The organism is Streptomyces sp. NPDC043870 (assembly GCF_056435785.1).
This window is the reverse complement of record NZ_JBWKDT010000081.1, coordinates 1-12,262: the sequence shown is the minus strand read 5'-3', so window position 1 is coordinate 12,262 and position 12,262 is coordinate 1. Positions and strand designations below refer to the sequence as shown.

Annotated in this window: 9 protein-coding genes and 2 pseudogenes; 8 read left to right on the top strand and 3 right to left on the bottom strand. The window is 72.3% G+C overall.

Features of this window, described 5'->3' with window-relative positions; translation table 11 throughout:
* Positions 1-170: 170 nt before the first annotated feature.
* A complete protein-coding gene (locus tag AC0699_RS38270; RefSeq protein ID WP_453669231.1) occupies positions 171-377 on the bottom strand; it encodes a hypothetical protein in 207 nt (68 codons plus the stop codon).
* A 116-nt stretch (positions 378-493) separates the two neighbouring features.
* Here AC0699_RS38270 and AC0699_RS38265 point away from each other — a divergent pair, with 116 nt between their 5' ends.
* The 4 genes and pseudogenes from AC0699_RS38265 to AC0699_RS38250 all read left to right on the top strand — a co-directional run bounded on the left by AC0699_RS38265 (position 494) and on the right by AC0699_RS38250 (position 4,588).
* Complete coding sequence (locus tag AC0699_RS38265) at positions 494-1,693, top strand: bifunctional adenosylcobinamide kinase/adenosylcobinamide-phosphate guanylyltransferase (protein ID WP_478670705.1); 1,200 nt, start codon at positions 494-496, stop codon at positions 1,691-1,693.
* A gap of 336 nt (positions 1,694-2,029) precedes the next feature.
* Complete coding sequence (gene cobT, locus AC0699_RS38260) at positions 2,030-3,097, top strand: nicotinate-nucleotide--dimethylbenzimidazole phosphoribosyltransferase (RefSeq protein ID WP_478670701.1); 1,068 nt, start codon at positions 2,030-2,032, stop codon at positions 3,095-3,097.
* 159 nt (positions 3,098-3,256) lie between these two features.
* Positions 3,257-3,893 (top strand): annotated as a pseudogene (locus AC0699_RS38255) (phosphatidylglycerol lysyltransferase domain-containing protein); the annotation flags it as partial.
* Positions 3,894-3,958: 65 nt separating this feature from the next.
* Positions 3,959-4,588 (top strand): hypothetical protein, encoded by a 630-nt coding sequence (locus AC0699_RS38250; RefSeq protein ID WP_478670716.1) that lies wholly within the window; start codon positions 3,959-3,961, stop codon positions 4,586-4,588.
* Here AC0699_RS38250 and AC0699_RS38245 read toward each other — a convergent pair.
* A complete protein-coding gene (locus AC0699_RS38245; protein ID WP_478670697.1) occupies positions 4,528-5,295 on the bottom strand; it encodes a hypothetical protein in 768 nt (255 codons plus the stop codon). The genes AC0699_RS38250 and AC0699_RS38245 overlap by 61 nt on opposite strands.
* Before the next feature lie 101 nt (positions 5,296-5,396).
* Here AC0699_RS38245 and AC0699_RS38240 point away from each other — a divergent pair, with 101 nt between their 5' ends.
* Positions 5,397-6,152: an adenosylcobinamide-GDP ribazoletransferase gene (locus AC0699_RS38240; protein WP_478670713.1), complete on the top strand. Its 756-nt coding sequence runs from the start codon at positions 5,397-5,399 to the stop codon at positions 6,150-6,152.
* Positions 6,153-6,259: 107 nt separating this feature from the next.
* Here the strand turns inward: AC0699_RS38240 and AC0699_RS38235 are convergent.
* A pseudogene (locus tag AC0699_RS38235) lies at positions 6,260-6,710 on the bottom strand (endo alpha-1,4 polygalactosaminidase); the annotation flags it as partial.
* A gap of 350 nt (positions 6,711-7,060) precedes the next feature.
* On the opposite strand from AC0699_RS38235, the gene AC0699_RS38230 reads away from it, so the two are divergent.
* The 3 genes from AC0699_RS38230 (at position 7,061) to sucB (ending at position 12,142) form a co-directional block, all read left to right on the top strand.
* On the top strand, positions 7,061-8,605 hold the full coding sequence (locus AC0699_RS38230; protein ID WP_478670693.1) for a leucyl aminopeptidase: 1,545 nt from the start codon (positions 7,061-7,063) through the stop codon (positions 8,603-8,605).
* A 312-nt stretch (positions 8,606-8,917) separates the two neighbouring features.
* Positions 8,918-10,306, top strand: a complete 1,389-nt coding sequence (gene lpdA, locus AC0699_RS38225) for a dihydrolipoyl dehydrogenase (RefSeq protein ID WP_478670688.1) — start codon at positions 8,918-8,920, stop codon at positions 10,304-10,306.
* Between the two features lie 57 nt (positions 10,307-10,363).
* Positions 10,364-12,142, top strand: coding sequence for a 2-oxoglutarate dehydrogenase, E2 component, dihydrolipoamide succinyltransferase (gene sucB / locus AC0699_RS38220; RefSeq protein ID WP_478670684.1), 1,779 nt, complete (start codon positions 10,364-10,366; stop codon positions 12,140-12,142).
* Positions 12,143-12,262 lie beyond the last annotated feature (120 nt).

The following is a 12,262-nucleotide window of genomic DNA, read 5'->3' as shown; positions in this document are numbered from 1 at the left end:
GGTACCCGAAAAGCAAGATCGCCCTCCTCCCACCCCCCCCCCCCCCCCAGCCCCTCAGGTTTCTCCCGGGAAGCCCGAGACGGGCACCCCCCCCCCCCCCCCCCCCAAACCCCCCCAACCCCCCCCCCCCCCCCCCCCCCCCCCAGTCCTCGCGCAGAGCGCGCGGAGGCTCAGCCCTCGGCGTGCAGGCTCATCGGCCCGTAGATCTTGCTCCCGTCCTCGAACAGGAACACCTGGTCCGCGCCGCCCTCCACGAGGTCCCGCCAGACCTCGCCGATCCAGGACTCCGCGTCTCCCTGCGTGCTGAATTCCTCCGGCTGTACGGACGGCTGGACTTCCGTCCCGTCGGACTTCTCGAACCGCCACGTCCACGCCATGTGCGCCTCCCAGGTCCTGCCGGCTGATCGTTTAGCTGATCGGTTGGCTGATCGCTTTGCTGCCCGCAGCGTAGCCGGGCGCGCACCGCCGGCGGCGACGCGGGAGGATCGTGACCGTGGAACTGACTCTCCTCGGTACCGGGGCCCCCACCGGCCTCCCCCGCCCCGACTGTCCCTGCGCCGTCTGCGCCGCCTCCCGCGGCGCCCGGACGCGCGCCGCGACCGCCCTGCTCGTCGACAGTGCGCTGTTGCTCGACCTGACGCCCGGGGCAGCGCTGGCCGCCGCCCGTGCCGGGCACTCGCTCGTCGGCGTACGGCAGGTGCTGCTGACGCACCCGCACGCCGGGCCGGCGCTGGAACTGCCCGCAGGACTGCCGACGGCCGGGCGGGTGCCGGACGGGCAGGAGCTGACACTGATCAGTGGGCACCGGGTGCGTGCGGTGGCGATGGACTCGCCGGGTACGGGGTACGAGGTGACGTCGCCGGAGGGCAAGCGGCTGCTGTACCTGCCGCCGGCCGGGGCGGTGGCGGGGACGATCGACGGCGATCCGCTGCCGTACGACATGGTGGTCGCCGATGTCGTCGGGCGGCCCGACGGGCTGGCGAAGCTGCGGGCGGCGGGGGCGGTCGGCGCCACGACGGATGTCGTCGCCGTCCACATCGACCACGATGTGCCGCCGGGCGCCGAGCTGGACCGGCGGCTGGCGGCGGCCGGGGCGCGGGCGGTGCCGGACGGCACGACGCTGTACGTCGGCGAATACCACGCGGTGCCGGACGTACCGCGGCGCACGCTGGTGACCGGCGGGGCGCGGTCGGGGAAGTCGCTGGAGGCGGAGCGGCGGCTGGAGACCTTCCCGGAGGTGCTGTACGTGGCGACGGGCGGCATGCGCGGGGACGACCCGGAGTGGGCGGCCCGGGTCGAGGACCACCGCGAACGCCGGCCGGGCACGTGGCGCACGGTCGAGACGTGCGACCTCGTACCGCTGCTCGCCGAGTACGGCCCGCCGCTGCTCGTCGACTGCCTGGCGCTGTGGCTGACCGACGCGATGGACCAGGTCGGCGCGTGGGACGACGAGCGATGGGCGGCCGGTGGCCGCGACGCCCTGCACGCCCGCACGTCCGCTCTCGTCACGGCCCTGCGCGCCACGCAGCGCACCGTCGTCGCCGTCACGAACGAGGTCGGCGCGGGCGTCGTCCCGGCGACTCCGTCCGGCCGCCGCTTCCGTGACGAACTGGGGCGCCTGAACGCGGCGTTCGCGGCGGAGTGCGAGCACGTACTGCTGGTGGTGGCGGGCCAGGCGCTACCGCTGAGGTGATGTGGGGGCTGCGTACCCACCGGCGCCCCGCCGCGCCCGGGCGCGGCAAAGCCACCGCAACGTCCACGCTCAGCGACCGAAGAACTCGCAGACCGAGCTCACCGGCCGAAGAACTCTCCGACCGAAGGTCGTGCCGACCAAAGAAGGGGCGCGGCCCGGCAGCTGCCGCGCGAGGGCCGCGGGCGCGTGGTGGACGACCGGGCTCGCCCACCGCCCCGGGCTCGACCGGGGCCCGCGGGCCCCGCGCGCAGTCGCCCCGGCAGGCGGTCGCAACGGGCGGTCGCGACGGGCGACCTGGCGGGGGCAAGGGCACCCACGGCCGGTACTGTTCGGCGAATGAGCTCGCTGAATCTCGACGACTTCTCCGACCTGATCGAGCGCCCCGACAACGGCATGCGACGCGATGCCGAGGAACGCCGGGAGCGGCTGGCTGTACCGCCCGGGGCACTGGGGCGGCTGGACGAGCTGGGTGAGTGGCTGTCGGCCGCGCAGGGAGCCGTGCCGGTGAGGGCCGTCGAGCAGCCGCGGGTGGTGCTGTTCGCGGGTGATCACGGGGTCGCGGAGCTGGGCGTGTCGGGACGGCCTGCGGGGACCGCGCACGAGCTGGTGCGGGCCGTGCTGGAGGGTGCGAGCCCGGTCGCGGTGCTGGCCCGGCGGATGGACGTGCCGGTGCGGATCGTCGACGCGGGGCTGGACTGCGATCCGGCGCTGCTGCCGGAGGACGTCGTACGTCACCGGGTGCGCCGCGGCAGCGGACGTATCGACGTGGAGGACGCGCTCACCACCGAGGAGGCCGAGCAGGCGGTACGCCTCGGGATGGCGGTCGCGGACGAGGAGGCCGACTCCGGCACCGACCTGGTGGTGCTGGGCGACCTGAGTGTCGGCGGTACGACGCCCGCGGCCGCGCTGATCGCCGCGCTGTGCGGAACGGACGCCTCGGTGGTGACGGGCCGCGGCGGCGCCGGCATCGACGACCTGGCGTGGATGCGCAAGTGCGCGGCGATCCGTGACGCGCTGCGCCGCGCCCGGCCCGTGCTGGGCGACCAGTTGGCGCTGCTGACGACCGTGGGCGGCGCTGATCTGGCCGCGACCACGGGCTTTCTGCTGCAGGCCGCGGTGCGCCGGATGCCGGTGATCCTGGACGGTGTCGTATCGGCGGCGTGTGCGCTGGTGGCGCAGCGGGCCGCGTTCCGTGCCCCCGACTGGTGGCTCGCGGGCCAGGTCAGCGGCGAGCCGGCGCAGACGAAGGCACTCGACCGGATGGCGCTCAACCCTCTCCTCGACCACGGCGTCACTGTCGGGGAAGGCACCGGGGCATTGCTCGCTCTCCCCCTCGTGCAGGCATCGGCCGCGCTCGCCGCAGAACTGCCCTTGCGTACCGAGAACGAGGGCGAATCGGACTGACACAACCGCGCGCGGCCGGCTCGGACGGCCGGCCGCACGCACCCTCCACGTCACGCGGTGCCCCATATGATCGCGTTTCATGGGAGAGGTCCGTTTGTGCGCCTTGTCAGTCGAGGGCTCCACCCGCGCGACCGTACGGCCGCGCCGCAGCGCGGCACTTCGATCGCACCCTGGCCGGCCGAGGCCCGCGAGCACGGCTGGATTCCCGCCGTGCTCGGCGCGAGCGAGGAGGCCGGCCGGCGCGACGGCGCCACCGGCCGTGGATTCTCCCTGGCGCCGCCTCGGCGACCCGGCCGACGGGCGCCGCGCGATGCTCGAACGCACGGACGCGCAGGGCGAGTTGCGGGTGCTGCCGAGCTTCGCTCCCTGGGGTCGGAAGGGGCTCTCCCTCGATCTCGTGCGCCGGGACCGGGACGCCGGGAACGGCCTGACGGCGTTCATGGCCATCCGGCTGCCGCAGCGCCCGCACGAGATCGGGATCACTCGGGTCCCACTGAACTTCGCGATGTTCAGGCCGGTCTTCGAACATGGCTCGGGGCTCGGCGCGGGACCCGTGCCGAGGCTGTGGCGCTCGCTCCTCAGCTCCTTCTCCCGCAGGTGGCAGATCGAGTCGCTGTACCGCGCCAACGCCAAGTACCGACCCATCTGGGAGCAGCGTTTCATGCTCTTCGAAAAGCGCGCCGATCTCCTGCGCATCGGCATCGCCGCCGGCCGCGCCGAGGGCCTGCCGGAAGCCCCGGGCCTGCCCAAGTGGCTCCACCGCAAGCACCTGGAGAGCAAGCGGGGAACGCGGTGAGCGCGCCGCGCGCCTTCGCGCGGCGGGAGTGGGGGCCCCTGTACACGACCGTGCGGCCGGCGCTCATGGCGAACAGGTGGCGGGCGGTCCCGATGACGGTCGCCGCGGTCTGCCTCACCGCGCTGTTCCAGCTCGTGCAGAACCAGCCCTGGGGCTTCCAGCCGGTGCAGAACATCGGCTCGCTGCGGGCCGAGGACCCTCTGTCGCTCGCGCTGCTCCGTACCCCGCTCTCCCTTTTCGTACCCGCGCTCGATCTGCCGGTGTGGGGCGCACTGGTGCAGATCCTGCTGGTGTTCGGCATCGCCGAGATCTGTCTGGGCCGGTGGCGGACCCTGGCGATCGCGTACGCGGCGACGCTGGCCGGGACGATGTTCGCGCGGGTCGCCATCGCGTTCGGCCCGGATCATCCGCTGGGCCTGCCGGCCACCGACGCCCAGGTCGTGGACACCGGCCCGTCGGCGGCGGTGGTGGGCCTCGCGATCTATGTCTGCTACCGCTACCGGGCCTGGATCACGATGAGCATGGTGATCGTCGCGATGGTCGTCGAGGTGCTGGTCAAGAACAATCTCGCGGGCAAGGAGCATCTGGCGGCCATCGGCGGGGTGCTGGTGGTGTGCGCGGTCTCCGCCGGGTTTCACCGCTGGTCGGCGTCGCGCGCCGGCAGCCGGTCCGGTGCGCCGCCGATCAGGTCCTGAAGCTTGCGGCGTGGCCCGCTCCAGCGTCTGTCCCGGTGGAAGGCGCGCAGGAACGCCCGCGCCCGGGAACGCGGGCGGTGCCGGTAGAGGTGTCTGGCCCAGGGCGAGGCGGGTCTGGCCAGCCGGACCGCGCCGATGAGCGCGACGAACGGAACCAGCATGCCGATGATCGCCATCCGCAGCTTGCCCTTGAGGAGGGCGATCAGAACGAAGCCGAAGTTGATGGCGAGGGTGAGCAGGAAGACCCGGCGGTCGTCGCGCTCGTCCTCGGTGATGTCGTTGACGCCGAGCGGCGCGAATCCACCGAGGGTGAGCAGCAGCAGGGCCGCGGTGAGCACCACGACCTCAACGCTCTTGCGGCCCGCCTCGGTCCAGTAGACGTCGTCGAGATGGAGGATCAGCGCGAACTCGTCCAGGACGAGTCCGGCACCGATGCCGAAGATCACCGCGAAGGTGACGGTGCCGGCCCCGGTCTGCTCGCTGCTGGCGACCGCCCCGAAGCCGCCGGTCACGGTGAGGACGATCCCGGGCACCACATGGTGGATGTGGAGGCCGCCGGACCGGACGTTCCGGAACGGCCCCTTCCCGGCCCTGATCAGCCGGGTGACCGTCCGGGTGATCAGGAAGGTCAGGACGAAGGAGGCCAGCGCGAGCAGCAGCGGGAGCTTTCCCGGCTCCACGATGTTGCGGTAAAACCAGTGACCCATGCCACCCGCTCCTGTTTTGTCCGTCATGCGCAATTTACCGTCGGAGCGCACCGACTACCCTGCGCGCGGTGAGCTCCTTGACGACAGATGGCCCCGCCGGAATGCGGTTCGCCTTCGGCACCCTCACCGTGCTGCCGGTGCGCGTCACCCGATGGGACCGTGACGCGGCGCGAGCGGGAATGCTCTGCGCCCCGCTCGCCGGACTCGTCGTCGGCCTGTGCGCGGCGGCCATCGGCGGACTGCTGCTCCTGCTGGGCGCGGGCCCGCTGCTCGCCGCGACCGGCTCCGCCGCCGTACCCGCCGTCCTCACCCGGGGACTCCATCTCGACGGCCTCGCCGACACCGCCGACGGCCTGGGCAGCGGCAAGCCCGCCGAGGACGCGCTGCGGATCATGAAGCAGTCCGACATCGGGCCGTTCGGTGTGATCACGCTGGTCTTCGTGCTGCTGGCACAGGTCGCGGCGCTCTACGAGTTGTACGCGGACGGCTGGGCGTACGGCGCGGTGGCGGCGGCGTGCGCGGGCGTCGTGGCCCGTCTCGCCCTCACCCTCGCCTCCCGCGCGGGAGTCCCCGCGGCCCGCCCGGAAGGCCTCGGCGCGGCGGTCGCCTCCACCGTCCCCGTAGGCCATGCGTGGGCAGTGACCGCCCTCGTCACCGCGGCCGCCGCGGGAGCGGGGGCGCTCTTCGGCCCGTACGGGACGCTCCGGTACGCCCTCGCCGTCGTCTTCGCGCTGGCCGCCGCCCAGCTGCTGCTGCGGCACTGCGTACGGCGCTTCGGCGGCGTGACGGGCGATGTGTTCGGGGCGGTCGCGGAGACTGCGGGGACGGTGGCGCTGGTCGCCCTCACGACGGGCTGACGGCCGACCGGATCAGCAAGCCCTCGGCCGCGTCTTCGAAGTCCCGTCCGTCCTTCGGGCGGGCGGCGTTGCTTTGAGGACACTTCCTGGTTCGAGGACACGACCTGGCAGGCCTCGCGCCACACCCCCAGCTCGTACTTCTTCAGCATCGAGCTCAGCCTCAGCCGCCGCGCCTCGGGGCAGAAGCGGTCTGCCGGCAGCTCGTACTCGACGTGGAACACCGCCTTGCCCGCTTGGACGAACGGGGTCAGCCGCGCGCATTCGCCGTACTGGGCGCACTGTTCGTTGACCGCGAAGTCGAAGTCCCGTACGAGCTCGGGAATCTGGTCCAGGTCGTTCTTCAGGCCGACGGCCATGCCCCGGTCGTGGGCCAGCCGGGCGATCAGCCGGTTGTAGCGGAGCTGGTCGGCGGCGGTGAGGGGGAAGCCCGTGTCGTTGCGGTAGCCGTCCATGTTGTCCGGTTCGACCGCGTCGATCCGCGTCCGGACGGAAGTCCTCCCAGGCGCCGGTGGAGAGATAGCTGCGACCGCTGCCGTGCCGATCCTGCCCGGTCTCCTCGGGCTGAGCGCGCGCGTCGGTCCGCTCGTGCTGAACCCGGGCACCAGGGTTTCCCCCCACCCTCGACGGCCCTCGCCTGCGGCGATTCCGGGGAGGACCTGTGGAAATCATGCAAAGCAGCTACTTGCTCCCTTGCGCTTTCGGCCCGAGTGTGGCGTAGGACGCACTCTCCTCGCGGGAAACGCGATGGAGACACCACGGATGGGTGAACGGCCGCCGCCATGAGCGAACGTCGGCAGCGCGCGTAGGCTCGGTGCCGGCGCTCCGACTCGCCCGATTTACGATGCGCCGGGCACGGCCGAGCCCACCTTTTCGGCCACAGGACTAAACGGAAGCGAGAATTCACCACCGTGACTGCTCTCACTCTCAGCACTGCCGGCGCTACGACGCTGCGCGCCGACGCGGTCGTCGTGGGCGTCGCCAAGGGCGCCAAGGGCCCGGTCGTCGCCGCCGGCGCCGAGGCCGTGGACAAGGCGTTCGGCGGGAAGCTCGCCACCGTCCTCGAGACCCTCGGCGCCTCGGGTGCCGAGGGCGAGGTGACGAAGCTGCCCGCGCCGTCCGGACTCAAGGCCCCGGTCGTGCTCGCGGTCGGTCTCGGTGCCGTCCCGGAGAAGGACGAGGCGTACACCGCCGAGTCGCTGCGGCGCGCCGCCGGCTGCGCCGCCCGCGCGCTGGCCGGTACGAAGAAGGCGGCGTTCGCGCTGCCGATCGAGGCTTCGGAGGACGCCGAGGCGATCGCGGAGGGCGCGCTGCTCGGCGCGTACGCCTTCACCGCCTACCAGGACGGCAACGGCAAGGACGCCAAGGACACCAAGGGCGGAAAGAACGGCAAGAAGCAGCCGCTCGCCGAGATCGCCCTGCTGGGCGCCAAGCCGCGCGACAAGGCGTTCAAAGCCGCGGCCGACCGCGCGATCGCGCTGACCGAGGAGATCAACCGCGCCCGCGACCTGGTCAACACCCCGCCGAACGACCTCTTCCCCGAGTCGTTCGCCGCCGTCGCCACCGCCGCCGGCAGGGAGCACGGCATCAAGGTGCAGGTGCTCGACGAGAAGGCGCTCGTCAAGGGCGGCTTCGGCGGCATCCTCGGCGTCGGCCAGGGCGCGGCCAACGGCCCGCGTCTGGTCCGCCTCGCCTACACGCACCCCAAGGCGGAGAAGACCCTGGCCCTGGTCGGCAAGGGCATCACCTACGACTCGGGCGGCATCTCGCTCAAGCCGGCCGGTCACAACGAGACGATGAAGTGCGACATGGCCGGCGCCGCCGCGGTGTTCGCCGCCGTCGTCACGGCCGCCCGCCTCGGCCTGCAGGTCAATGTCACCGGCTGGCTGGCGCTCGCCGAGAACATGCCGTCCGGCACCGCCACCCGCCCCGGCGACGTCCTGCGCATGTACAGCGGCAAGACGGTTGAGGTGCTCAACACCGACGCCGAGGGCCGTCTCGTGCTGGCCGACGCGATCGCCAAGGCGTCCGAGGAGAACCCCGACGCGATCGTGGACGTGGCGACCCTGACCGGCGCGATGGTGCTGGCCCTGGGCCACCGCAGGTTCGGCGTCATGTCGAACGACGACGCCTTCCGTACGTCGGTCCACGAGATCGCCGAGGAGGTCGGCGAGGACTCCTGGCCGATGCCGCTCCCGGCTGACCTGCGCAAGGGCATGGACTCCCCGACCGCCGACATCGCGAACATGGGAGAGCGGATGGGCGGCGGCCTGGTCGCCGGTCTGTTCCTGAAGGAGTTCGTCGGCGAGGGCATCACCTGGGCCCACCTGGACATCGCGGGCCCGGCCTTCCACGAGGGCGCCCCGTTCGGCTACACCCCCAAGGGCGGCACCGGCTCCGCGGTGCGCACCCTGGTGAAGCTCGCCGAGCGCACCGCCGCGGGCGACCTCGGCTGATGTGACACAGGGGGCGCGGCGTCAGCCGCTCCGGTGGAGCCGGTGCTCGCACCGGGGTACGGCCTCGGGAATACCCCCGGGGCCGTACGCCTTCAACGAAATCCGTAGGTTCGTACGGACGAGTAACCGCAAGGACGGCAGAACCGCCGTCTCGGACCCCGGCCCCGCGTCCCGCCTTCCGTCAACAAGTGCGAAGATGGGTTCTCGGCAGGACAGGGCCCCCACCAGAGGGCCGACGATAAGCGGCCGAACACCAGCCGCCGCGTGGGTCTGGACGACCGGCGCCCGGCGCACATGCATGGAGGACGTGACGTGGCGAACGACGCCAGCACCGTTTTCGACCTAGTGATCCTCGGCGGTGGTAGCGGCGGTTACGCCGCGGCACTGCGCGGAGCGCAGCTGGGCCTGGACGTCGCCCTGATCGAGAAGGACAAGGTCGGCGGCACCTGCCTGCACCGTGGCTGCATTCCCACGAAGGCCCTGCTGCACGCCGGCGAGATCGCCGACCAGGCCCGCGAGAGCGAGCAGTTCGGTGTCAAGGCCAGCTTCGAGGGCATCGACGTCCCGGCTGTCCACAAGTACAAGGACGAGGTGATCTCCGGGCTGTACAAGGGCCTGCAGGGTCTGATCGCCTCCCGCAAGGTCACGTACATCGAGGGTGAGGGCCGGCTGTCCTCCCCGACCTCCGTCGACGTCAACGGCCGACGCGTCCAGGGCCGCCACGTCCTCCTCGCCACCGGCTCCGTGCCGAAGTCGCTGCCGGGTCTGACCATCGACGGCAACCGCATCATCTCCTCCGACCACGCGCTGGTCCTGGACCGGGTGCCGAAGTCCGCGATCGTGCTGGGCGGCGGCGTCATCGGCGTCGAGTTCGCCTCCGCGTGGAAGTCCTTCGGCACCGACGTGACGATCGTCGAGGCCCTGAAGCACCTCGTCCCGGTCGAGGACGAGAACAGCTCGAAGCTTCTCGAGCGCGCCTTCCGCAAGCGCGGCATCAAGTTCAACCTCGGCACCTTCTTCGAGAAGGCCGAGTACACGCAGGACGGTGTCCGGGTCACCCTCGCCGACGGCAAGACCTTCGAGGCCGAGGTGCTGCTGGTCGCCGTCGGCCGCGGCCCGGTCTCGCAGGGCCTGGGCTACGAGGAGGCCGGGGTCGCCATGGACCGCGGCTACGTCCTCGTCGACGAGTACATGCAGACCAACGTGCCGACCATCTCGGCCGTCGGTGACCTCGTCCCGACCCTCCAGCTCGCGCACGTCGGCTTCGCCGAGGGCATCCTGGTGGCGGAGCGGCTGGCCGGCCTGAAGACCGTCCCGATCGACTACGACGGCGTGCCGAAGGTGACGTACTGCCACCCCGAGGTCGCCTCCGTGGGTCTCTCCGAGGCCAAGGCCAAGGAGATCTACGGCGCGGACAAGGTCGTCGCTCTGAAGTACAACCTCGCGGGCAACGGCAAGAGCAAGATCCTGAAGACCGCGGGCGAGATCAAGCTCGTCCAGGTCAAGGACGGTGCCGTGGTCGGCGTCCACATGGTCGGTGACCGTATGGGCGAGCAGGTCGGTGAGGCTCAGCTGATCTACAACTGGGAGGCTCTGCCGGCCGAGGTCGCGCAGCTCATCCACGCGCACCCGACGCAGAACGAGGCGCTCGGCGAGGCCCACCTGGCCCTTGCCGGCAAGCCGCTCCACTCCCACGACTGAGTTCAGTCAACGGGCGCGACGACCACTACCGCACATTCGTAAGGAGCAACCGAAACCATGCCGGTTTCCGTAACCCTTCCGGCGCTCGGAGAGAGCGTCACCGAGGGCACCGTCACCCGCTGGCTGAAGGCCGAGGGCGAGCGCGTCGAGGCCGACGAGCCGCTGCTCGAGGTGTCGACCGACAAGGTCGACACCGAGATCCCCGCCCCGGCGGCCGGCATCCTGGCCGCCATCAAGGTCGCCGAGGACGAGACCGTCGAGGTCGGCGCCGAGCTGGCCGTCATCGACGACGGCACGGGCGCGCCCGCTGCCGCCCCGGCCCCCGCGGCCGCCGAGGCCCCGGCCCCGGCCGCCCCCGTCGCCGAGGCCCCCGCGGCTCCGGCTCCCGCCGCCGAGCCCGCCGAGCCCGCCGCTCCGGCCGCTCCGGCCGGCGGCGCCGCCGGCACCGACGTCGTGCTCCCCGCGCTGGGCGAGTCGGTCACCGAGGGCACCGTCACCCGCTGGCTGAAGGAGGTCGGCGAGTCCGTCGAGGCCGACGAGCCGCTGCTCGAGGTCTCCACGGACAAGGTCGACACCGAGATCCCGGCGCCCACCTCCGGTGTGCTGCTGGAGATCGTGGTCGGCGAGGACGAGACCGCCGAGGTCGGCGCGAAGCTCGCCGTGATCGGTGCCCCGGGTGCCGCTCCGGCTGCTCCGGCCGCCCCCGCCGAGCCGGCCCCGGCTGCCGCTCCGGCCCCGGCGCCCGCCCCGGTGGCCCCGGCCGCCCCGGCTCCGGAGCCCGCTCCGGTGCAGGCCGCTCCCGCCGCTGCCGCTCCGGCTCCGGTGGCCCCGGCTGCTCCGGCTCCGGCCGCCCCCGTCGCCCCGGCCGCCCCGGCCGCCCCGGCGCCTGCCCCCGCCGCCCCGGTGGACGAGGGTGCGTACGTCACTCCGCTGGTCCGTAAGCTCGCCGCCGAGAGCGGTGTGGACCTGTCCACGGTCAAGGGCACCGGTGTCGGTGGCCGTATCCGCAAGCAGGACGTCATCGCCGCCGCCGAGGCCGCGAAGGCCGCTGCCGCACCGGCTCCGGCCGCGGCTGCCCCCACCGCGAAGAAGGCGCCGGCCCTCGAGGTCTCCCCGCTGCGTGGCCAGACGGTCAAGATGACCCGTATGCGCAAGGTCATCGGCGACAACATGATGAAGGCGCTGCACGGCCAGGCCCAGCTGTCCTCGGTCGTCGAGGTCGACATCACCAAGCTGATGAAGCTGCGCGGCCGGGCCAAGGAGGCGTTCGCCGCCCGTGAGGGCGTCAAGCTGTCCCCGATGCCGTTCTTCGTCAAGGCGGCGGCCCAGGCGCTGAAGGCCCACCCGGTCGTCAACGCCCGGATCAACGAGGACGAGGGCACCATCACCTACTTCGACTCGGAGAACATCGGCATCGCCGTGGACTCCGAGAAGGGCCTGATGACCCCGGTCATCAAGGGTGCGGGCGACCTGAACCTCGCCGGTATCGCCAAGGCCACCGCCGACCTGGCGGGCAAGGTGCGCGGCAACAAGATCACTCCGGACGAGCTGGCCGGTGCGACCTTCACCATCAGCAACACCGGCTCGCGCGGCGCGCTGTTCGACACGATCATCGTGCCGCCGAACCAGGTCGCGATCCTGGGCATCGGTGCCACGGTCAAGCGTCCGGCCGTCATCGAGACCCCCGAGGGCACGGTCATCGGCGTCCGCGACATGACGTACCTGACGCTCTCCTACGACCACCGTCTGGTGGACGGCGCCGACGCCGCCCGCTACCTGACCGCGGTCAAGGCGATCCTGGAGGCCGGCGAGTTCGAGGTCGAGCTCGGCCTCTGAGCTGCTCGGCTGTAACCAGCCTCACCAGCGGCGGGGGGGGGGGGGGGGGGGGGGGGGGGGGGGGGGGGGGGGGGGGGGGGGGGGGGGGTGTTTTTTTTTGCGGGGGGGGTGTAGGACCGC

Excerpts from the sequence above, each read along its gene's own strand:
- AC0699_RS38245 (WP_478670697.1), bottom strand. The coding sequence starts at position 5,295 with ATGGGTCACTGGTTTTACCGCAACATCGTGGAGCCGGGAAAGCTCCCG.
- AC0699_RS38240 (WP_478670713.1), top strand. The coding sequence starts at position 5,397 with ATGCGGTTCGCCTTCGGCACCCTCACCGTGCTGCCGGTGCGCGTCACC.
- cobT (WP_478670701.1), top strand. The coding sequence starts at position 2,030 with ATGAGCTCGCTGAATCTCGACGACTTCTCCGACCTGATCGAGCGCCCC.
- AC0699_RS38250 (WP_478670716.1), top strand. The coding sequence starts at position 3,959 with ATGGCGAACAGGTGGCGGGCGGTCCCGATGACGGTCGCCGCGGTCTGC.
- AC0699_RS38270 (WP_453669231.1), bottom strand. The coding sequence starts at position 377 with ATGGCGTGGACGTGGCGGTTCGAGAAGTCCGACGGGACGGAAGTCCAG.
- sucB (WP_478670684.1), top strand. The coding sequence starts at position 10,364 with ATGCCGGTTTCCGTAACCCTTCCGGCGCTCGGAGAGAGCGTCACCGAG.